The sequence below is a fragment of the Microbulbifer sp. ABM4_008 genome, assembly GCF_056311705.1.
On sequence record NZ_CM149970.1, the window covers coordinates 1,775,834 to 1,797,817 of the forward strand.

The window sequence follows — 21,984 nt, forward strand, 5'->3', positions numbered from 1 at the left end:
TCCTTTTATCACGACTGGCCCTCAATTAAATTGCCAGTGCGTTTTGCCTTCGCTCCTTGGTTCGCCAAAACATTGGCGACTAGCTTTTTCTGCACTTTCAAACTCATTACTACTTGGGCCTTCTCGTATTTTGCCAGCCATTATTTCTTTGCCGCGAGCCGTAGACGGACATCAGTGCTGGAATAAGCGGTTGGGTGTTATCAAAGTCCAGCAACGGCAGCCGATAACGTCGGCACAGTTGTTCAACCTCGGCGCGGGCTCGGGCTTGCTTTTCGGCAAAATGTTCGTGAACCGGCCGATTGCCGGCATGAAGGAATGTGCGCTGGCGACCGTCAGATATAGTGAGGGATTGGCCGGGCAGATGTTGCTCCAGCGGGTCCGATACCCTCAGCACCTGCAGGTCGGCATGACGGGATAAAAGGTAGAGTGGCTGCGAGCAGCTCTCGTCGAGATCATGGCAATCACTGATTAAAAAGAGCGCACTTCCAGGGCGTGCGATTCTTCGCGCTTCCTCCAGCAATGTTTTTAGTGTTTGGCTGCCCTGTTCGGGGACGGGGCTGCTCAGTTCCGCAGCGCGGGCAACCGTACTGTGAATCATCGAAAGTACGGCGTGGTGGCTGCGGCGCGGGCGCACTGTGTCTATTTCCCGGTCGGAGAAAAGTAGCGCCCCGATCCGATCGCTGTGCTGTAAACCAGCCCAACCCAGCGCCGCAGCGATGCCGCTTGCCGTCACCGATTTAAATGCTCTTTGGCTGCCAAAAAACATCGGCGAGCGCAAATCCAACAGGATAACTACCGGGCGTTCGCGCTCCTCTTGGTAAAGTTTGGTGTGGGTTTGGCCGGTTCGAGCTGTTACGCGCCAGTCAATGGAGCGTACATCATCGCCGGCCTGGTAGTTCCGCACTTCCTCAAAATTCATGCCGCGGCCGCGGTAGCGAGTGAGCAGGCTGCCGGCCTGATCACTGCGGGCCAGGCGCGGTTTGAATAATTGCAACTGCCGTGCGGCGTAGCGCATTTGTACCAACGGCGTTACTTCGGGATAAGCCCCGCGCAGTTCGAGCTCAGTTGGGGATGCTTCAGCGGACATCAGATCGCAGGCACCTGTTGAAGTAATCGCTCAATTACCTGGTCGGTAGTAATTCCCGCCGCTTCCGCCTCAAAACTCAACAGGAGTCGGTGGCGTAAAATATCGGGAGCGACATTCATCACATCATCTGGGGTGACATAATCGCGCCCGGCGAGCCAAGCGTGAGCGCGCGCGCAGCGATCCAATGCAATTGTTGCTCTCGGACTTGCACCAAAATCTAGCCATGACGCCAGCTCGCTGTCATACTTCGCCGGCTCGCGAGTAGCAATGACAAGTTGGACAGTATAGGTTTCCACGGCCTCAACCATCTGCATTTCCAGAATTTGGTTGCGCGCCTGAAGAATGGTTTCTTGGCTGATAATTTCAGTGGGGCGATTTTCGCCAAGGCTAGCCTCGGATCTGGCCAGGCGCAGGATTTTTGCTTCCGCCTCCGCATTGGGATAGGCAAGATTTACCTGCATTAGGAATCTATCTAATTGTGCCTCTGGCAGAGGATAAGTCCCTTCCTGCTCAATAGGGTTTTGGGTAGCCATTACCAAAAATAACTGGGGAAGGGGATAAGTTTTTCGGCCGACACTGATCTGCCGTTCTGCCATAGCTTCGAGCAGCGCCGACTGAACTTTGGCTGGCGCGCGGTTAATCTCATCGGCCAGTATCAGGTTGTGAAACACTGGACCTGGTTGAAAATGGAACTCTCCGGTTTCCGGCCGGTAAATGTCGGTGCCGGTAATATCCGCCGGAAGCAGATCTGGCGTAAATTGAACGCGATGGAAGTCACCCTCAATAGCTTCGCCCAGTGTTTTAATGGCCTTGGTTTTGGCCAGGCCTGGCGCTCCCTCCACCAAAAGGTGGCCATCGGCCAGCATGGCGATCAGCAATCGGTTAACCAATCTCTCTTGACCGATAATCTGCTCTTCCAACCAATCGCCCAAAGCGGCGATATGATCCCTAATAGTCTGGTTTGCTTCCATAGTATCTCTTCTTCTGAGAATTTAGCCGCCGCACGGACCTGGCTGGCTTTCTACCATCTATATATAGTCGCCGCCGAGAAGGTGGCGACTGATGATTTTAGCGGCACCAAATGAAGAGGCAACTCTTGAGACGTAGGCCTCTGCCGAGCCGACTAGATTCTGAGGTGGAATGGACTTCTCCTCACTGTCTGACTGAAAGTGTAATTTTTAGGACTCGACCCTGCAGCTGCGTATGGGCTGAGATGATGACCTTTTCGGATCTACAGTGTTTGGATTCGATGTGACAAAAATGAGATTGGGAGGTTCCCCGTGAATATGGCGACGGTTATTACCGACAGCCGTGAAGAATTAGTTGCGCAGATTTGCGAGCTGATTCGTGACAAGCTGACCAGCGAAGCCGAACCCGTTGTGGCTTTTGCCCAGCAGTTCCTCAATCAGTACCCATTAGAGGATCTGGCCGGTCGTCGTCTTGTTGACGTCTATGGCTGCATATACACCTGGTGGAACTTTATTCAACAACGCCCGGGCGGCCTACCCAAGGTGAAGGTTTTTAACCCCCGCCTCGAAGACGATGGTTGGGAGTGCTCGCATACGGTCATTGGTGTGCTGCAGCGGGATATGCCATTCCTGGTGGACTCCATTCGCATGGAGATCAATCGCCGAAATACAGTGACTCATTCGATAAAGAGTACGGTAGTTCGAGTCGAGCGCGATGCCAAGGGGAAACTGACTCGCCTGTTGCCGCCAGAGGAAGAGTTACTGGGTGAAAAGCCGCAGGCAAAAGGGAAGCGCATTACTAACGAAGCGATGATTTATGTCGAGATTAATCACGACACTTCATCTGAGTTCGCTTCAGGCATGATGACTGGCTTAAAAGACGTACTCGGCGATGTGGAGCTGGTAGTGGACGACTATGTCCCGATGCTGGAAACCTGCAGCGCAATGGAGGGACAGTTACAGGCGGGACTTCCAGACGAAGACACCAACCTATTGGAAGCCAGTGCATTTTTGCAGTGGATGCGCGACGGTAACTTCACCTTCCTGGGGTATCGCGAATACGAGTTCAGTGTTGTCGGGGATAAAAAAATCCTCAATGAAGTTGAAGACCGCAGGCTCGGTATTTTCAAAAAGCTGGAAGAAGCCGCGCCGATGCTGGAAACCTCTTTTAGTGAGGGCAAGCAGCGTTTCTACCAAGGGCCCAATTACCTGACATTTGCCAAGTCCTCCGTTAAGTCCCGGGTGCACCGCACGGCCTATTCGGACTACGTGATGATTAAGCGCTACAACACCGAGGGCGAGGTGATTGGTGAAGCGGCGTTTATGGGGCTTTATACCTCGCCGGTTTACACCGAGAGCCCGGCGAAAATTCCGATTATTCGCCGCAAGATGGCCTCGATCATAGAGTCTAGCGGTCTCTCCGGGCAGGGGCACGATGGCAAAGCCCTGCGCCGGATTCTCGATACCTTCCCAAGGGATGAACTTTTCCAGGGCAGCACCAAAGAGCTGTTTGACGTGGTAATTGGTGTGCTGCAGTTAAATGAGCGGGCTCACCTTCGTCTGTTTATGCGTCGCGACCCCTTTGGTAAATTCGTTACTGCCACGGTATACGTTCCCCGTGAGCTGTTTAACAGTGATGTGCGCGAGGTGATTTGCGCGCATATTGCCAAAGCGATTAATGCGAAGGACTCGGACTTCACCACTTTCTTCTCCGAATCCATTCTTGCGCGGGTTCATTTTGTTTTCCGCGTGTCCCCCGATGAGCCTGTTGATTTTGATGTCGCGCTGCTGGAGGCGCAAATTGTGGATATTACCCGCTCCTGGGAAGATGTTTTCCAAAGATCACTAATTGAAAATAGCGGGGAAGAAGAGGGCAGCCGTCTCTATCGTACTTTTGGCCGCGCCTTCCCGGCGGGGTACCGTGAAGACTTTGAGCCTCGTATTGCGGTGCAGGATGTAGCAGCCGTTCAGAGTCTCAGTGAAGATAACCGGGTAGCAATGAGTTTCTACCAGCCGGTGGGGGCCGCCCAGGGCAGCCTGCGGTTCAAGGTATTCAACTGGGGCAGCGGCCTGACGCTCTCCGACGTGATTCCCGTGCTGGAAAATCTGGGCTTGCGGGTTATTGGTGAATTCCCCTATACGATTCGCCCCCGTGGCTATACCGATGTGTGGATGCACGAATTCCATCTGGAATTTGGTCTGCCCACCAAAATTGATGCGCAAGCATCCCGTGGCCTGTTCCAGGATGCGTTCGCGGCGATCTGGAATCACACGGCGGAAAGCGATGCCTTCAATCGCCTAGTGCTGGCCGCCCGCCTTAACTGGCGCGAAGTATCCATGCTTCGTGCCTACGCCCGTTACCTGAAGCAAACCAAGTCCGGTGCCAGCCAGAGCTATATTGCCGCTACCCTGGCCAGCCACGTGGATATCACCCGCAACCTGGTAGCCTTGTTTAGGGCGATGTTCGATCCCCGTTTAAGCACTGGTAAGCAGGAGCAGCCCCGTGTCGAGCGCTTGATCGCTAAAATTCACGATGGTTTGGATACGGTTGATAACCTGAATGAAGATTTGGTTCTGCGCCGTTATTTGGAATTAATCCTGGCGACCCTGCGCACTAACTTCTTCCAGGTGGATGATGAAGGGCAGCCCAAGGATTATATTTCGATCAAATTCAGTCCCCGGGATATTCCCGGCATTCCCGAACCCCGCCCGGAGTTTGAGATTTTTGTTTACTCCCCTCGCGTGGAAGGTGTGCACTTGCGCGGCAGTAAAGTCGCTCGTGGAGGCCTGCGTTGGTCTGACCGACTGGAAGATTTCCGCACAGAAGTTCTGGGCCTGGTAAAAGCCCAAGCGGTGAAAAATGCAGTTATTGTACCCAGTGGTGCAAAAGGTGGATTTGTCGTTCGACGTCCGCCTACCGATGGCAGCCGCGAAGCCATGATGGAAGAGGGAGTCTCCTGCTACAAAACCTTTATTCGTGGCCTTTTGGATATCACTGACAATCTAAAAGATGGCGAAGTTGTACCGCCCAAATATGTTGTTCGTCGGGATGAGGATGACCCCTACCTGGTAGTAGCTGCGGATAAAGGGACGGCAACTTTCTCAGATATTGCCAACGGCATTGCCGGGGAGTATGGCTTCTGGATGGGCGACGCTTTCGCCTCCGGTGGCAGCCAGGGATACGACCATAAGAAAATGGGCATTACAGCCCGTGGAGCCTGGGTATCGGTGCAGCGCCACTTCCGTGAGATGGGGGTGGATGTCCAGAAAGAAAACTTCTCTGTTGTCGGTATTGGCGATATGGGCGGAGATGTTTTTGGTAACGGCATGCTGTTGTCTGAGCATATCTGCCTGAAAGCAGCCTTTAACCACCTGCATATTTTTGTGGACCCCAATCCGGATGCAGAATCCAGCTTTAAAGAGCGCCAGCGTTTGTTCGACTTGCCCCGGTCGAGCTGGAGGGATTACGAGCGTAAATTAATTTCCAAAGGTGGCGGTATCTTCGAGCGTCGCGCCAAGGCCATTGCTATAACGCCTGAAATGAAAGAAGCGTTTGATATCAAACAGGATCAACTGAACCCCAACGAGCTGATTAGTGCCTTGCTCAGAGCGCCGGTGGATCTGATCTGGAATGGCGGTATTGGCACTTATGTTAAGGCTACTGCCGAGACGGACTCCGAAGTTGGTGACAAGTCCAATGATCACTTGCGCGTTGATGGTAGGGAGTTGCGTGCCAAAGTCTTTGGCGAGGGCGGCAACCTGGGTATGACCCAGCGTGGGCGTATTGAGTTTGCTCTCAATGGCGGGCGTTGTAACACCGACTTTATCGATAATGCGGCCGGTGTGGATTGTTCTGACCACGAGGTAAATATCAAGATCCTTCTGGATAAAGTTGTTGCCCAGGGTGATTTGACTGAAAAGCAGCGCAATGAGCTGCTGGATGGGATGACCGATGCTGTCGGTGAATTGGTGCTGCACAATAACTATGAGCAGACTTTTGCCCTCAGTGTGGCGGAATATCAGGTTGCCAAGCGCCTGGACGAGTACCGCAGAACCATCAACACTTTGGAAGACGACGGCCGATTGAACCGCGCGCTGGAGTTTATTCCTGATAACGAGCAGATTTCTGAACGCGAGCACAAAGGGCAGTCCCTGACCCGCCCTGAATTATCGGTTCTAATCTCATACGTGAAGGTCAAGTTGAAAGAAGAGCTGCAAAATGCACAAATCACCGACAATGAGCGGGTGCGTTTTGCGGTTGAGTCTGCATTCCCGGAAAAATTGGTCGAGCGTTATCGCGACCAAGTCTATGACCATCCGCTGTTGCGCCAGATTGTGGCTACCCAGGTCGCCAATGAGATGGTTAACAGTATGGGTATCACCTTCTACAACCGTATCGGTACAGCCACTGGCGCCGATGTGAACGATGTAACTGCCGCTTATGTCAGCGCTCGTGATGTGTACGAGATGCACGACTTCCAGGAGCAGCTGGCTGCGCTGGACTACAAGGTGCCAGCAGAGCTGCAAACAGAACTGCTGAACTCGATGATAGGCCGTGTGCGCCGGGCAACCCGGTGGTTCCTGCGCAATCGCCGCAATGAGTTGGAGCCAGCTACCAACTGCGAGCTGTTCCAGGAGCCGGTACAGCGGGTTATTACAGCGTTGCCGCAGGTCTTAAGTGGCGAGCCCCTTAACGAATGGGAACAGCGCTACCAGAAGCTCCTGGAAGCAGGGGTGCCAGAGGCCCTGGCCCTGCTGTCGGCGTCGCCCACCTACCTCTACTCGGCACTGGGTATTTCCGAGTCGGCGCGAGCTAGCGATACGCCCGTAGAGGAAGTTGCCACGGTTTACTTCAGGCTGTCGGATGAGTTGAACCTGCATTGGTTTGGCAATCTGATCGTCGACTTGCCGGTAGACAGCTTCTGGCAGGCGCAGGCCCGGGAGACCAGTATGGATGACCTGGACAGCCAGTTGTCGACACTGGCGGTGAACATTCTCCGCTTAGGCAAGGCTGAAAATCTTGATGTAGAGGGTGCAATGTCCCGCTGGAGCGCTATCATGGCGCCCGCAATTCAACGCTGGCACAATATGATTGCCGAGTTGAAGTCTACCTCTGTCGGTGACTTTGCCATGTTCACTGTGGCTTTGCGCGAGCTAATGTATCTCGCCCACGCCACTGCGGACCGGGAAACTCTGGCAGAACAGTAGCGGAATAGAGCCCAGGGGCCGCTCAAAGGCCCCTGTAGTATCGTCATCACAAGATAGAGCCCTTCGTTTTTCTGAAGGGTTCGCCTCCCCACGTAAGGAAAGGTATGTATTCAACACTGCGTAAAGCCTTGTTTGCGCTTGACCCTGAGCGGGCCCACCATTTGTCGATTGATGCCATTGGCGCTGCAGAGCGCCTCGGTTTGATGTCCCTGTACAAAAAGTCGGTCCCGGATGATCCGGTCGAGTTGATGGGGCTCACTCTACCCAACCCGGTTGGTTTGGCCGCTGGTCTGGATAAGAATGCGCAGGCCTTTAATGGTTTCGGAGCCCTGGGATTCGGGTTTGTTGAAGTGGGCACCGTGACACCGCGCCCCCAACCCGGCAATCCGCTGCCAAGGCTGTTTAGGGTGGAAGAGGCCGATGCGATTATTAACCGTATGGGTTTTAACAACCTCGGTGTTGACTACCTGATTGAAAGAGTGAAAAAGCGCCGTTATAGCGGTGTTTTGGGGATCAATGTGGGTAAGAACTTTGATACTCCAGTGGAAAAGGCCGCCGATGACTACTGCCTGTGTATGGAGAAGGTGTACCGCTACGCCGACTACATCACTGCCAACGTTTCTTCTCCCAATACCAAAGGGCTACGTGACCTCCAGTTTGGTGACAGTCTCAATCGCTTGCTGGGCAGCATCAAGGACAAGCAGATGGAGCTGGCTCAAAAGAGTGATCGCTACGTCCCTGTTGCCGTCAAGATTGCCCCGGATATGGAAGGCGATGCGGTGGCGCAGATAGCCGAGGCGCTGTGTGAGTACGATATCGATGGGGTGATCGCTACCAATACGACGATCGATAAGTCTTCAGTCGCCAAGCTGCCCCATGGTAGCGAAGAGGGCGGTTTGAGCGGAAAACCCCTGAGAGCGCAATCCACCAAGGTCATCGAGCTGTTATCGAAAGAGTTGAGCAAGCAGATCCCGATTATCGGGGTTGGCGGTATTTTTGATGGTGACAGTGCGGCTGAAAAAATTCGTGCTGGGGCGACTGCCGTACAGATGTACACCGGTTTTATCTATCGGGGGCCTGAATTGATTCGTGAGGCGGCAGAGGCAATTGCTTTGGAGCGTCGCCGAACAGAGCAAGGGTAAGCTGTATCAGTTGCTGACTGCTAGGAAAATGGGGGCTTTTGACGATAAGCCCCCTCGCCATCTCTAAATGGTGCTCCACCCGTCAGGGTATTGGATGTCGGTAGAAACGGCGCCATAAATCTCCAGTTTTTGGGCCTTGGTCACTCTGTCGAAGCCATTCCAGTAATCTTCCCGCCCCTCACGCCAACCATTGATCCACTCCTGATGAGGATCCTCTTCGACAAATGGGCAGCTATCCATAGACTTGTTGTTCAGGGCTGCCAAATAGCCCTTGTAAAATGCCCTGTCGGCGTGATTTCGTTTTTGGCGTTTCATCGTATACGGCACCTCTACTTTGTCGGTCTGTGGACAGTTTGTCGGCAGGTTCGCAAACGGCTCTATTTTGGGGTGTCTCTCAATGAATTTTAGTGAAGGAAATAAGTCTTTGAACGGACCGACCCAATCCACCTTATTAGTAAGAGTAAAGTGGCTGCGTGGGAATCGGAAAACATCTCTAGTTGACAGTATGACTTATGGGGCAGGTAGTAATTAACGGCAGGGCGTATTCTCTTCTGCCACAAAATGGGATAATCGTCCTCTTTTGGGCAAGGCGATAATGCTCAATTTCCCTAGTTGGGGGCGGTAAAGGTTTTGCCTCCAAGTTTTATTTGTGCGTACTGGCGGCGCAGACGTTGCCGGCAGCTTTAAGTGGGCGGTCTTTATTGGCGCACAAAACTTCCTCCACAGGAGGAGCTTAATGAGTAAGTATTTTGACAGATTTACAAACCGAAGAATTTGAGTTTACGGCTACGTGTCCCAAGGGAATAGAGGGACTGCTCGCTAATGAATTACGCGACCTGGGTGCAGGGTCTGTAAGGGAGCAGCCGGCGGCAGTGTATTTTTCCGGCTCCCTGAAGCTGGCTTACCGCTGCTGTCTGTGGAGTCGCTTGGCAAACCGCATTATGTTGCGTTTGGCGCAGGTGCATGTAGCCACCGCTGAAGACCTCTACAAAGCAGTTGCCGAGCAACCCTGGGAGTTCCACATTCGCCCCTCGGGCAAACTGTGGATGCAATTCTCTGGGACCAATCGAGAGATCCGCAATAGTCAGTTCGGTGCTCAAAAAGCAAAAGATGCCATTGTCGACCGCCTTCGCCGCCAGTCGGGAGCCCGTCCAAGTATTGATAAACATCATCCAGATTTGACGGTTGCCCTGCGCTTGCACCGGGATAAGCTGGATATTGCCATCGACCTAAGCGGTGATAGCCTACATCGCCGTGGCTACCGAACCCATATCGGTGCAGCCCCACTGAAAGAGAACCTTGCGGCAGCACTGTTGCTGCGAGCCGGCTGGCCAAAGATTGCTGAGCAGGGTGGAGCCTTGCTCGACCCGATGTGTGGCTCGGGCACTATTCTGGTGGAGGCGGCGATGATCGCTGCGGATATGGCACCGGGATTAATGCGGGATAGCTTTGGTTTTGAGCGCTGGCTGAACCATCAAAGCGATATTTGGAACGAGCTTCGCGAAGAGGCATTGCAGCGTCAAGGCGTTGGCCTGGCGCGCGAACTGCCAGAGATTCGCGGTTACGATGCCGATGCGAAAGTCTTGTTTGCGGCTGAGGCTAATATTGCCCGGGCCGGTCTGGAGCGCCAGGTGCGAGTGAGTTGCCGCCCAGTAGCAGGGTTTAGGGTACCGAGCCATAGAGAAGTCAAAGCGGGATTGGTTTTGACAAACCCGCCCTACGGTGAGCGCTTGGGTGAGCAGGAAGCTCTGCGGGAGACCTATTTTGAACTGGGGCGGCAGTTAAAGGCGGAGTTCCCGGGCTGGTTGGTCGGTGTGTTTACCGGCAATCCGGAACTGGGTTATGCCACCGGTTTACGCTCTCATAAGCAGTACCAGCTATACAATGGCAGTATCCCCAGTCAGTTGCTGATGTTTGAGGTTCGTGCGCAAAGTGGGGCGGCGGCGAGTGAAGCCACTGGGCCGAAGTTGTCACCCCAGGCGGAGATGGTAGCGAATCGCTTGCGCAAAAATCTGCGCACTACGGGCAAATGGGCCGCGAGGAGTGGCGTGGATTGTTATCGCCTCTACGATGCGGACTTGCCTGAGTATGCTGCGGCTATCGATATCTATAAAACCCTGGATGGCGCCGTGTACGCGCATTTACAGGAGTATCGTCCGCCGGCCACTATCGAGGAGGAGAAAGCTCGGGGACGCTTGCGCGATTTGTTAAGGGCCCTTCAGTCCGTGCTCGAATTGCCTCGCGCGAATATCAGTATTAAAGAACGCCGTCGCCACAGCCACAAGGGCGGAGGTAAGGGTGGAAGTCAGTACCAGAAGCAGACGGAATCCAGAAAGGAACTCTGGGTTGGGGAGTGTGGTGCTGAGTTGGCGGTAGATCTGTGGAGCTACCTGGATACAGGACTTTTCCTGGATCATCGCCCGGTGCGCAAATATCTGCGAGAGATTTCTGCCGGTAAAACATTCCTAAACCTTTTCTGCTATACCGCCAGTGCGACGGTCCAAGCGGCTCTGGGAGGTTGCAAGCAGAGCACTAGTGTCGATATGTCGCGAACCTATCAAAACTGGGCGGGACAAAATTTCCGTGCTAATAACATGGATCCTTATCGCCATCAGTTGGTCGAGGCCGATTGTTTACAGTGGCTTGAATCTGCTCAACAGAACAGGAAAGGCCATTACGATTTAATATTCATGGACCCCCCGAGTTTCTCCAATTCCGCCAAGATGAGCGGGGTATTAGATATTCAGAGGGACCACGGGAAATTGATTCGTCAGTGTATGTCCCTGTTGTCGCCTCAAGGTCGCTTGGTGTTTTCCAACAACTTGCGCAGCTTTAAGATGGACGAGGACGTTTCCAGTGAATATTCGGTAGAGAAGCTGAACCTTTTGGATAAGGACTTTCAGCGCAACCCAAAAATTCACAATGTTTGGGAGCTACGGGTAAAATAAACTGGCTTGAATAATCTGACTACACTTGCTTTGGCGCTTTAGTTTAAGCGTATTCACAGCAAGTAATATCTGCAGACCTCAGGTCTGCAGATATTATGGGGGCTCTCTAATAGCTTCTATAATTAGTCGGTTTGCCGGTGCAAAATCAAAATGCGTGATTGGGAGTGTATGGTGGGGTATCTGCTTCTTGTTGTTCGTTGTGCTTTGGAACAATATAAGCGAGGCCGTCGCACTCGATAAATTTCAGGCAGCCAGCAGAGTTTTGTGTAGTGCAATTCTCAAAAACTATGGCGTTCCCACCTAGATTATGGGTTTTGATTTTTAGTAACTTTTTGATGCTTGCCGGCTCGGGTTTTGCATCGGAGGGCAATGCTTGGCAGCTATTGGCTGATACGCTGCCGAGTAATGTTCCGTTGCTTCGGCGAACTTCAGCTAAAGAATACTCTTCAATCAATGCGGATTTAACCTTGTCAGACATATATGTGCCTGCGTTTGTTCGTATCTCTATGCCGTTGCAGCCGGTAAGTAAGATTAAAGAGGTGGTGAGTAGTAATCGTTGCACTGAAGTTCCTTCTAATATTTTGGTTTTATTGATCAAGTTCCATCACAACACGTATCCCAACATCCTTGGTGAGCGCTGTTTCATTCAGGCCTTTTCGATAGTCAGAAGATATCTTGTTAGAGCTATCACGCATCGACCCACCCCTCACGGTGTGAAGTTGGCAGCCGCTAATCTTCACCGGTGCTGATGTGGTTTTTGCGGGGTCGTAGCCAGCTTGGTAACAGTCTTCCACCCACTCAGCCACGTTCCCTGCAGTGTCAAAAAGGCCAAAAGGGTTCGCCTGATAATGACCTACGGGAGCTGTACTGATGCTGAACAGCTTTGTGAATTCGCTAGAGCAACCTCTGCGACAATTGGCTTTTCCTCGGGCGTCGCTGGAAGCCCACCAGTATTGGTGTGAATTGCCTCCCCGAGCAGCGTATTCCCACTCGGCTTCACTGGCCAGCCGGTACTGCTTGCCAGACTCCTTTGATAGCCACTTTATGTACTTTTGTGCATCCCGCCAGGAGACATTAACAACCGGCCTATCTCCGCGCCCCCAGCCTGCATCGCTGGGTTTGGCGCTTCCGGTGGCCTCGGCAAAACGATCGTACTCGGCAAAGGTGACCTCGTAGATGGATATAGCAAAGTCCTGCTCTACATTTACCCTGTGCGCAGGGCTGGCTAATCGCCGCTGGTTATTGCCCATGGTAAAGCTGCCTGCCCCCACGGCGACCATTTTCGGGCCCAGGCCACCAGAGGACAACTCTGATTGAAATCGCTTGCCGATAAAGTAGGCAGGTTCCAGCTCGACCTCCACTTCGAGGTTTTGTTCTTCCAGCAAGACCCACTGGCGAACTTTACTAAAGCCGCGCTTGCTCACTTCCACATCATATTTGCCTGGGCTCAATTCAAGCCCCGGCTGGTAGCGGGGGGCTATGTTCATAATCCGCACACGGGCATCAGAAGGCTTTGTGTTAATCGTTAAGCTGTACAGCTTCGGCTGGTTCTCTGCTCTTGGCTCTGCAGGCTCAGGCGTGAGTACTTTTGGGGGCTCAATATTACTCTTGGCAATCAGTGCCTGATTACCACTGAGGGGTAGTTGTTCATCTGCATTGGGCGTGGAGGGTAGATTTAGCTGGGTAACTTGTATCTGTGAATCTAGGGCATCTGCTGCTGATCCAGTTGGCGCAGGCTCTGTATTTGAATTTGGAGCAATATTGGCAGGCTGCTCCGCAGTACCTAGTAGGGTGGCAGCTGTAAAATCGGCAGCGCCGTCCAATATAGGTAGTCCAAGTTGCCAGCCGGCCTTGTGATCAACGATGCTATACAGGCCCCAGGTTGAGGTAAGGCCAACAGCGATAAAGCTGCTCATAAGCCAGGAGCGCTTGTGTTTTGTTGGCTCAGCGAGGAACTGCCGCAGGCGTACAACAGTATCCTGCTCCTTACGCTCTGGCTTCTCGGGCGTTTCCTTCCGTTTCCAACTGGAAGCAACTCTCCCGAGTTGGTCTGCCACACTGCCGTAAATGGTCAGTACAAGTGCTTTTGCCAAGCTGGAAGTTTTTAAAGTTGAATTGTTGAGCTGGCTGATTTGATTGGCCGGCTTTCCAGCGAGGGCTGCAACCAAATCATCTGCGGCATCGGCGATATCCAGGCCGCGTTGAAATCGCTTATCCGGATCTTTGGCCAGGAAGTGATCAAGTAGAGCCTGATAAAGTGCGTAGCGGGCTGGCAGTCGCGGAATTGGGTCGGTGAGGTGCTTTATTGCTATGGCGACGGCTTCGTCTGCCTGATAGGGCACGGCTCCCGTGAGCATTTCATAGAAAACAACTCCAAGGCTATACAGGTCGGCACGACCGTCAACCGCTGCTCCGCGAGCTTGTTCCGGGCTCATATAGTGAGGGGTTCCCACAACCATCCCGCTGTTAGTCATACGGGTGGTTCTCGCGATAGCCCGGGCAACCCCAAAATCACTGAGTACGGCCGATCCGTCTTCGCGAAACAGGATATTCTCCGGTTTCAGGTCTCGGTGTACATACCCCTTGCTGTGGGAGTGGTCTAGGGCCATGGCTATCTGGCGCACAACATTAAGCGCCTCAAGAGGCTCAAGCCCACCTTTGCTTAAACGCTCTGCAACCGAGCCCCCAGGCATGTAGTCCATGGCGATATAGTTCAGGCTGCGGTAGCGGCCAATATCGTGAATACCGACGATATTTGGGTGTGACAGCTGCCCAACGATATTTGCTTCCCGCTGGAACCGCTCACTGAAGATTGGATCAGCGTTCAGTACTGGCGACATAACTTTTAGTGCCACCTGCCGGCCCACACTGCGCTGTATAGCCAGGTAGACTGAGGACATTCCCCCCTGATTAATTTTCTTGAGGATGCGGTAGCCCGGTATCTGCAGTGAAGAGGTGCCGCTATTGACGACTTCCATGAAGTGCTTTCCCTATCTTAAAGCAGAGTTGAAAGTCCGTAGGCAACTGCGGTGGCTAAGGCGACTGTGAAGAGAAAAATGAAGGGGCGATACTTTCTGAGTGTGGAGCCGGGCAGGGTGGGCTCGCTAATCGGGTTGAGGGATGCGGTAGAAGAAGGTTGCGCTGTGGATGGGGCATCTATGACCTGTACAGTGACATTATCTTTGCCTCCTGCATCCAATGCTGCAGCGATTAGAAGTTCTGTTGCTCTGTGGGTATCACTGTTTTCCGTCAATATCTGGTTGATTAAATTTGCTGGTACTTCCGAGCTAAGTCCATCACTGCAGATGAGTAGTCTCTGTCCTGCCGCCCAGCGATAGGAGACTCGGTCCACTTCAAGTTTGGGGTTGGTACTACCGCCGATACATCGGGTAATTACATGCCGGTTGGGGTGAATCGCGGCTTCTTCGGAGTTGATCGCGCCTGAATCCATCAACATCTGTACGTAGGAGTGGTCGCTGGTTAGCTGGGTGAGTTTCCCTGTTGTGCCTTCGGGAGCCCAGAGGTAAGCGCGGCTGTCTCCAACCCAGTAGATATGAAAGTAGTCACCCTCTTCAGCAACAACGACCGCAGTAGAGCCCATATTGGCTGTGGTTTGTTCATCGCCCAGTAAAAGGGCATGCGCTTTTTGCAAGGCACGCTCGTAGTGCTTGTCAGTTTCCGCTGACTTTTGGATTTCTTCAACAACAGTTTTGCTCGCGAGTTCACCTGCGTGGTGACCGCCAAGGCCATCGGCTACAACCCAGATACCTTTGTCTTCCGCAGCCCAATAGGCATCTTCGTTCTGTTCACGCTTATAGCCGGTATGGGTTGCTCCGGCACTGCGTGTAGCGTCATTGCTAAGCTGAACTATCTCGCTGTGCCGTGATACTTCGCGTACTTTGGCTTCACTCACTGGCGTGCAACTACCTGTAATTTATTTAATCTTTCTAACGGTGATAACCCTCCGGTAATCACACGCCTCTTCCCTGTTGTGTTCTCGGCTTATTCAAGTTGCCGATCACTTTGTAGGTCATCGCTGAATCTGTTAAATACTAGACCTTTGGGCCATTTTAAGCTGCAAACCGAATCACACGCTAATGATATCGCCCATGATAAACTCAACTTTATCAATAAAAGTGAGTGTTTCGGCTGCTTTTTAACATTAGTTAAGCTCACTGTCTTCAATAATTGGCCAATTTCACACGGCCATTTTGGCTTTAGGAGCGATTTCGATGCTCAAACTTTGTGATGTCAATGATCTCAGCCAGAGTGTATGGTTGGTATCGCCGGGAGTAACTGTGGGGCGGGCACAGAGTAGTGACTTGTGTATTGCCGATGATTCCGTAGCGAAGTCGCACCTTAAAATTGCAGTTAATGGCGATGTTCTGACTTTGCACAACTTGTCGGGCGCGGCCCGTGTCTTGCTTAATGGTCAGCCAACTGGTACACCGTGCCAGTTAAAAATAAACGATCAGGTCAAAGTGGGCAGCCGTTTACTTCAGGTAATCGACCCGAAGCTAACTAAGCTCAAGTCTGGCCCCCCTAAGGCTGCTTCGAATCAGGGCGTTGCCTGGGCGCTAAGAGCCAATCACCGGGCTATTGCAGGAAAGGTGTTCCCTGTGAAAGAGAGTGCGGTAATTGGGCGCTCCGATGAGTGTGATATCACTTTTTCGCTTTCTCATCTTTCGCGTAGGCACGCTCGTCTCGAAGTAAGGGAGGGCTTACTGTTCGTTATTGACTTAGGTTCGGCAAATGGGACTTTTGTCAATAATAGAAAGGTTAGTGAGAGTCGGGTGCGCAGGGGAGATGAGCTCCGGCTCGACACTTTAAGTTTTTCAATTGTCGGCCCAGCTGACGATAACAACCGCACGGCTGTACGCCCGGCTTTGCCGGAGTTCGAATTGCCCAGTTCTACCTCTGTCTCTGGAGAAGCCGATACAGTCCCCTACGCAGTGCAACCCAGTTTGTCCGAGGAGGTACCTGAGGAAGTCGATAAGCCAAAGGCTAAAAGTAAAACGTGGCTTTTAATAGCGGGGCTTGCGCTAAGTGTTGCGGGATATCTCTGGGGCAGCAGCCAGGGGGTTTTTGGATGAGCGATATAAAAGAGCTTTTGCTCTACACCACTTTGGGTTGCGGCCTGTGCGAAAAAGCCAAAATTGAAATTTGGCCTGCGCTGGAAAAATTCAACTTGCGTCTTCGCGAGGTGGATATCGCCGAGGATGAAGCGTTAATGGAGCGCTTTTCTATCCGCATTCCGGTGGTTGGCCTTGGAGACCCCGACGATGTTTGCGGTTGGCCGTTTGACCAGGTGCAATTGCAAGATTGGCTGAAGGAGCGGCTTTAAATTACAGCCGGCTCGCAGCTTCACTCTCCCTTAATAGTTGCAGCTTGGTGCCGCTTCGGTAGGCGTAAATTACAGAGTAGGCGAGTACATTTTGCACATAATTACGCGTTTCCCGGAATGGAATGGTTTCAATCCACACATCATAGGGCAGCTGTTTTCGGGTCTCTTTTAGCCATCCCGCTACGCGGGTTGGCCCGGCATTATAGGCGGCGGCTGCCAGAAAGCGGTTATTGTCAAAGCGGTTAAGTAAGCTACTTAAGTAAAAGCTGCCCAGCGCAATATTGGTGTTGGGGCTCAAAAGGTCCCAGCTGCGTCGATAGCGTACCCCCGTTCTGCGTGCAGTAGCTTTTGCGGTCGATGGGAGCAATTGCATAAGTCCCAGGGCCCCGGAGCTGGATTTTGCATCGTGGCTAAAGTGGCTCTCTTGTCGTGCTACAGCGTAAATCAGATAAGGTTCTAGAGCCGAGCTCTGGGCGCCGACCTGTTTACTTACATCGTGAACAATATCGGAAAAAGCGAGTGGGAATCGCAGTTCCAAGTCGTCGAGGTAGTCAGCCGCAAGCACTGACTGGATTGATTTATGGTACCAGCCCCAGGCGCTAGCTACTTTGCCGGCCGCAAGCAATTCCTGGTGGTCCATAGCTCTTGTGGCATAGCTCCATTCCCTTCGGGCATGGAAGAGTTCGCCTATTGCTTGTAATTCTCGGGCCCTCAGCAGTTCGGGGCGCTTTGCCATCTCCTGTACTTGAATGGGGGTGATTGGTGCCGGCCGGTGCTCAAAGCTGTACTGTTGCCCCAAGGTATCAGCGGCAAGGAAACCGTAGTAACTGCGATTGCGGGCGGCTTTGCGGTAAAGGTGAGAGGAAGCTTCGGAACTTCCTGTGCCATAAAGTTCTTCCAGTGAGCGGGCTTTCCAATATATCCACCGGTCGAGTTGTTGTTTCTCCTCAGGCAGGCGGTCAATCCAGAACGCGACCTGTTGCCAATTTAATTCACGTAGGGATTGTCTGGCTAGCCACTCGATGGTGCGGCCATCGGTCACGGTGTGATGTTCAACCAGCTGTTGCAAGCGTTGCATATTATCCTGGCGAGCAAATTGACGTGCCAAGTGCTTGAACATGGCTTCTTGCTGGGCATCGGAAAACAAGTAGCTGGCCTGATAGCGGTGCCAGGCAGTTTCAGCTTTGATCGCGTCTTTTTTCGCCAATTGGTGCAATCCGTGTAACAGGATATCGCGATATTCCAGTGGGTTGTAGGCGAACTTGGTGTCAGTGAGAAGCTTCTGTGGGTTGCGATGGACCGAGCGTAAAAGTTTGGCTTTCTCTGCTTGGGCTGGAGTCATTTTTTTGGCGATATAGCGTGCCAAATCGAGGTTGCCTTCTTCGACTGCCAGCAGGTGCCGCTTCCAAGCGAGTTCCTGCGTCAAGCCGCCGTTTTTCATCCAGCGGGCAAAGACGGGATCACACTCTTCGACTTGGGATCGCCCAACAAGCCAGAGTTCTGATACTAACTGCTGAGTTTCTCCCTGGAAACCGCCCTGTCGCGATAGGGCATCGGCGTAATAGCAGCGGAGGGAGGTGCGACTGTGTTGCGAAGGTTGGTAATAGCGCAGGTAAGTCGAGAACTTTTTTTGACTACCGAGTTGGCGCAACAACCTGACCATCATCCAGTCGCCAATAGCCGTGCCTCTGTTGCTCTCCAGGAATTGATCAACTTCTTTTAAGGGCAGCTGGTGCAGTTTTTCACTGAGCGCCCAATAGTCAATATAAGCAGCGAGGGGATAATCTTTGAGCTCAGCTTTAAGTGCTCGAAGTTGCCGTCGATCCTTGTATTTTATCGCCTGCCGGGCCTGGCGCAGCTTTTCTCTCTGCGCCGCACGATCATCTTCGGATACTTCCGGTGCGATAGCGGTTGCCCGAACAGATTGTGCATTAGTGGGCACGGCTGTGCAGAGACAGGTGATGATTAGGGCAGAAAGAAGCGCGATTCCTTTTGCGTCAGCTGACATCTCAATTACCTCAGTTGGACGTGTGTTTCCAGCTATGACTGACTATACGGTAAAAACGCGTAAAATAGCTGATTTTTCACAGAACCCGAAAGAGCCGACTTCGCTTCTTTCATCAGCGGGATTGAGGTTCGGGTTTGATAATTGTAGTGCCTATTTATGTTGCTTCTATTGGATGGGGTCAGTCTTCGTTACGGGACCCAGGTACTGGCAGACAATGTCAGCGCAAAAGTTGAGCGTGGAGATCGTATATGCCTTGTGGGGCGTAATGGGGAGGGGAAATCCAGCCTGTTGCGCTTGATAGCGGGGCAAGTTGACGCGGATAGCGGCGAGATTGTTCGTGCCAGCGGTATGGTTCAAGCGGTTTTGGAGCAGGAGTTACCTGCCGATTGCCCCGATTCTGTCTACGGATATGTGGCTATGGGATTGGGCGAAATAGGCGCTGTTTTGTCGGCGTACAGGGACTCCCCCACAGCAGAGCTACAAGCCAAAATCGAAGCGGCTCACGGTTGGGAGCTGCTACCGAAAGTGGACAGTGTATTAGATCGTTTGGGGCTCGATGCAGACGAAAAGGTTGCCGACCTTTCCGGTGGCTGGCAGCGCCGTGCTGCTCTGGCTCGCGCTTTGGTGGTGGAGCCTGATCTGCTGATACTGGATGAGCCAACCAACCACCTGGATATTGCTGCGGTCGAATGGCTTGAGAATTTCCTCGCCAGCTATCGTGGCGCTCTTTTGTTCGTGAGCCATGATCGTGCATTGGCACAACGTTTGGCCACCAGCGTATGGGATTTGGATCGTGGACACCTGCGGACATTTCGCTGCAAGTTCGACCGTTATCAGGAAGAAAAAGAGAGGCTTCTTGAAGAAGAGGCAAAAAATGAAGCTCTTTTCGACAAGAAGTTAGCACAGGAAGAGGCCTGGATTCGCCAGGGCATCAAGGCTCGCCGAACCCGTAATGAGGGACGGGTAAGAGCGCTTCAAGCACTGCGTCGCCAAAGGGAAGCGCGCCGGTCCCAGCAGGGTATAGCCAAGATGGCCCTGGATAGCGGTGAGATGTCCGGCAAATTGGTTGCTGAGTTGAAGGGCGTCACTTTTGCTTATCCCGATGAGCAACCGTTGATTAGGGATTTATCATTCACGCTGATGCGTGGAGACCGCGTTGGCTTAATAGGCCCCAATGGTGTCGGCAAAAGTACCCTGATCAAATTGCTGCTGGGAGAGCTAAAGTCCCAGGGGGGGAGTGTGCGCCTGGGTACCAAGCAGCAAGTGGCCTATTTCGATCAGCGCCGGGATCAGCTGAATCCCGATTTGACTGTGCTCGATAATGTCGCCGAAGGGCGCGACTCAGTGACTATTGGTGGTAAAAGCCGCCACGTAATGTCTTATTTGGCCGATTTTCTTTTTAGTGGTGTTAAAGCCCGTACTAAAGTCAGCGCCTTGAGTGGTGGAGAGCGAAATCGCGCCTTGCTGGCAAAATTGTTTAGCCAGCCCGCCAATATTTTGGTGCTCGACGAGCCCACCAATGACCTGGATGTAGAAACCCTGGAGCTGCTTGAGCAGTTACTCCTGGACTTTGGCGGAACGGTTCTGCTGGTGAGCCATGACCGTGCTTTCCTGGATAATGTGGTGGGCTCATGCCTCGCATTTGAGGGGGATGGCCGCATCCGTGAATACGTGGGCGGTTATGGGGATTTTGTGCGCCAAGGTGGCAGCTTTGTCGCTGAGCTGAAAGAAGTTAAGCCAGCTGCTAGTAAACCAAAGGAAAAGCCCCAGTCCCAGGAGGCGGCTCCGGCGAAGAAAAAGAAACTGAGCTATAAGCTTCAAAGAGAGCTGGATAGCCTGCCCGCCTTGATTGAGTCTTTGGAAGAAGAGATAGGGGCTATTGAGCAAGAGGTTGCTGACCCCAGTTTTTATCAGCAGGAGCAGGCGTTGGTGCAGGCTAAGCTGAACACCCTGACGGAAAGACAAGCCCAGCTCGAAGAGGCATTTGAACGCTGGTCAGAGCTGGAGGGGGGAGACGACTAAGTTGAAGGGGAAGCTGCAATTATTGCTGCTTTCCCCTCCCCAGTTTTGAAGGATTATTCGTCTTCCATATGTACCCGAATCGCCAGAACATCGCATTTGGCGCCATGGAGAACGCCGTTGGCGGTGGAGCCGAGTAGTAGTGCTAAGCCGTGACGACCGTGGCTGCCAATAATGATTAAGTCGGCTTCGATATCTTTGGCTAAGCGATGAATCTCAGTAGATGGCTGGCCGAGTATTACGTGCTGGCGATCTGCGGGGATATCCAGCCGATCGGCGGCTTTTTGCAATTGCTCCTTGGCCTGGGATTGTAGTTGGTCCTGTACCTCGGAGAGGTCCATTGGGATGTCGCCGCCATAGGCAAAAGTCAGGGGCTCAATGGCGTGAAGTAAGCTTAGCTCTGCACCAAATGCTTCAGCCATATCAGCGGCCCTATCAAGCACCTGGGAAGATTCTTTTGACAGGTCCAAGCCCACGAGGATGTGTCGGTATTTCGCCATAATTTACCTGCTCCTATCCCTTTTATTGACTGTGAAAAACACCCTTGTGACACCTATTTTGAGTCTACCGCAAAAAAAACCGATTGACATAGATCACGCGGAACACCGCACAATAGTCACTTTTTTCCACTGATGAGGAGTGGTTATGTCTGATTGGTTGCCGGTGATTATCGTCGGATTTGCCATCGCTTTGGTGCTGGGGCCGGTGATGTGGCTCAAGCCCAATGCCCGTGACAGCCGTCTTGCAGATTTGCGTAGCCGGGCGGCTCAGGCTGGCATTACCGTACAAATCCAAGCGCTGCCTGCGGCGTTGGGTGATGGGACTGCGGCTGTCTATTATCACCGCTGGCAGAACCGTAAAGGCCTGAGTGTGGGGTGGGTTTTGGATAAGCAACGGATTGAGCACGAACTGAATTTTTCCGGTGTTTGGGATTGGGCTGATGGCCAGCCAGCTCCGCAAGGGGCATGGAAATATTTGCGCGAGCTACTGGAGAGAATCCCTCGGGACGCCTGTGCGATTACTGCAACACCAGTGGGTCTCGGTATTCAGTGGCCGGAGTCAGGAGGCAATCAAGCCTTCCAGAAACTGATGGCGTCGCTCGATGAGTACACCCCCTTAATAGAAGAAGCTATTCGAAAAGTGAGTTCACGCGCGGCGACTGAGGGGCTGTCTTGATTGCCGTATTAGCGGTGTAAAAGAGCGTCTACTGAGTCGCATTTAGGCGGACTGCCCAGTGCCAAATTTGGTGACTGTGAGTGG

Annotated in this window: 15 protein-coding genes; 7 read left to right on the forward strand and 8 right to left on the reverse strand. The window is 52.7% G+C overall.

The genetic code is table 11. From position 1 onward, the window contains the following. Positions 1–109: 109 nt before the first annotated feature. Both ACYX4J_RS07815 and ACYX4J_RS07820 read right to left on the reverse strand, forming a co-directional pair. Positions 110–1,087, reverse strand: a complete 978-nt coding sequence (locus tag ACYX4J_RS07815; RefSeq protein WP_444907919.1) for a DUF58 domain-containing protein — start codon at positions 1,085–1,087, stop codon at positions 110–112. Then, complete coding sequence (locus ACYX4J_RS07820) at positions 1,087–2,058, reverse strand: AAA family ATPase (protein WP_282932305.1); 972 nt, start codon at positions 2,056–2,058, stop codon at positions 1,087–1,089. The genes ACYX4J_RS07815 and ACYX4J_RS07820 overlap by 1 nt, the downstream gene beginning before the upstream one ends. A gap of 309 nt (positions 2,059–2,367) precedes the next feature. On the opposite strand from ACYX4J_RS07820, the gene ACYX4J_RS07825 reads away from it, so the two are divergent. Together ACYX4J_RS07825 and ACYX4J_RS07830 are read left to right on the forward strand one after the other, a co-directional pair. Next, entirely contained in the window at positions 2,368–7,263 is a 4,896-nt protein-coding gene (locus ACYX4J_RS07825; RefSeq protein WP_476178290.1) for an NAD-glutamate dehydrogenase, read from the forward strand. A gap of 104 nt (positions 7,264–7,367) precedes the next feature. Beyond that, on the forward strand, positions 7,368–8,405 hold the full coding sequence (locus ACYX4J_RS07830) for a quinone-dependent dihydroorotate dehydrogenase (protein WP_413662444.1): 1,038 nt from the start codon (positions 7,368–7,370) through the stop codon (positions 8,403–8,405). Positions 8,406–8,468: 63 nt separating this feature from the next. Here ACYX4J_RS07830 and rmf read toward each other — a convergent pair whose 3' ends face one another. Continuing rightward, the gene (gene rmf, locus ACYX4J_RS07835; protein WP_108733677.1) at positions 8,469–8,720 is read right to left on the reverse strand and encodes a ribosome modulation factor; all 252 of its coding nucleotides are present in this window, start codon (positions 8,718–8,720) and stop codon (positions 8,469–8,471) included. Between the two features lie 434 nt (positions 8,721–9,154). Here rmf and rlmKL point away from each other — a divergent pair, with 434 nt between their 5' ends. Next, entirely contained in the window at positions 9,155–11,353 is a 2,199-nt protein-coding gene (gene rlmKL / locus ACYX4J_RS07840; protein WP_476178291.1) for a bifunctional 23S rRNA (guanine(2069)-N(7))-methyltransferase RlmK/23S rRNA (guanine(2445)-N(2))-methyltransferase RlmL, read from the forward strand. 145 nt (positions 11,354–11,498) lie between these two features. Here rlmKL and rcsF read toward each other — a convergent pair whose 3' ends face one another. Genes rcsF through ACYX4J_RS07855 form a run of 3 tightly spaced genes read right to left on the reverse strand, consistent with a single transcriptional unit; the run spans position 11,499 to position 15,266 of the window. Next, complete coding sequence (gene rcsF, locus ACYX4J_RS07845; protein WP_476178292.1) at positions 11,499–11,915, reverse strand: Rcs stress response system protein RcsF; 417 nt, start codon at positions 11,913–11,915, stop codon at positions 11,499–11,501. A gap of 25 nt (positions 11,916–11,940) precedes the next feature. Further along, on the reverse strand, positions 11,941–14,331 hold the full coding sequence (locus ACYX4J_RS07850; RefSeq protein ID WP_476178293.1) for an SUMF1/EgtB/PvdO family nonheme iron enzyme: 2,391 nt from the start codon (positions 14,329–14,331) through the stop codon (positions 11,941–11,943). Positions 14,332–14,348: 17 nt separating this feature from the next. Then, on the reverse strand, positions 14,349–15,266 hold the full coding sequence (locus tag ACYX4J_RS07855; RefSeq protein WP_476178294.1) for a PP2C family protein-serine/threonine phosphatase: 918 nt from the start codon (positions 15,264–15,266) through the stop codon (positions 14,349–14,351). A gap of 319 nt (positions 15,267–15,585) precedes the next feature. On the opposite strand from ACYX4J_RS07855, the gene ACYX4J_RS07860 reads away from it, so the two are divergent. Then, a complete protein-coding gene (locus tag ACYX4J_RS07860; protein ID WP_476178295.1) occupies positions 15,586–16,446 on the forward strand; it encodes an FHA domain-containing protein in 861 nt (286 codons plus the stop codon). Next, positions 16,443–16,697 (forward strand): glutaredoxin family protein, encoded by a 255-nt coding sequence (locus ACYX4J_RS07865; RefSeq protein WP_413662439.1) that lies wholly within the window; start codon positions 16,443–16,445, stop codon positions 16,695–16,697. The genes ACYX4J_RS07860 and ACYX4J_RS07865 overlap by 4 nt, the downstream gene beginning before the upstream one ends. 1 nt (position 16,698) lies before the next feature. Here ACYX4J_RS07865 and ACYX4J_RS07870 read toward each other — a convergent pair whose 3' ends face one another. Further along, positions 16,699–18,705 carry a transglycosylase SLT domain-containing protein gene (locus tag ACYX4J_RS07870; RefSeq protein WP_476178296.1) on the reverse strand — a complete coding sequence of 669 codons (2,007 nt, stop codon included), beginning with the start codon at positions 18,703–18,705 and terminating at the stop codon, positions 16,699–16,701. A gap of 156 nt (positions 18,706–18,861) precedes the next feature. On the opposite strand from ACYX4J_RS07870, the gene ACYX4J_RS07875 reads away from it, so the two are divergent. Beyond that, positions 18,862–20,727, forward strand: a complete 1,866-nt coding sequence (locus ACYX4J_RS07875; RefSeq protein WP_476178297.1) for an ATP-binding cassette domain-containing protein — start codon at positions 18,862–18,864, stop codon at positions 20,725–20,727. A gap of 53 nt (positions 20,728–20,780) precedes the next feature. Here ACYX4J_RS07875 and ACYX4J_RS07880 read toward each other — a convergent pair whose 3' ends face one another. After that, entirely contained in the window at positions 20,781–21,224 is a 444-nt protein-coding gene (locus ACYX4J_RS07880; RefSeq protein ID WP_282932316.1) for a universal stress protein, read from the reverse strand. Positions 21,225–21,369: 145 nt separating this feature from the next. On the opposite strand from ACYX4J_RS07880, the gene ACYX4J_RS07885 reads away from it, so the two are divergent. Next, complete coding sequence (locus ACYX4J_RS07885; RefSeq protein ID WP_444907928.1) at positions 21,370–21,900, forward strand: hypothetical protein; 531 nt, start codon at positions 21,370–21,372, stop codon at positions 21,898–21,900. Positions 21,901–21,984: the final 84 nt, after the last annotated feature.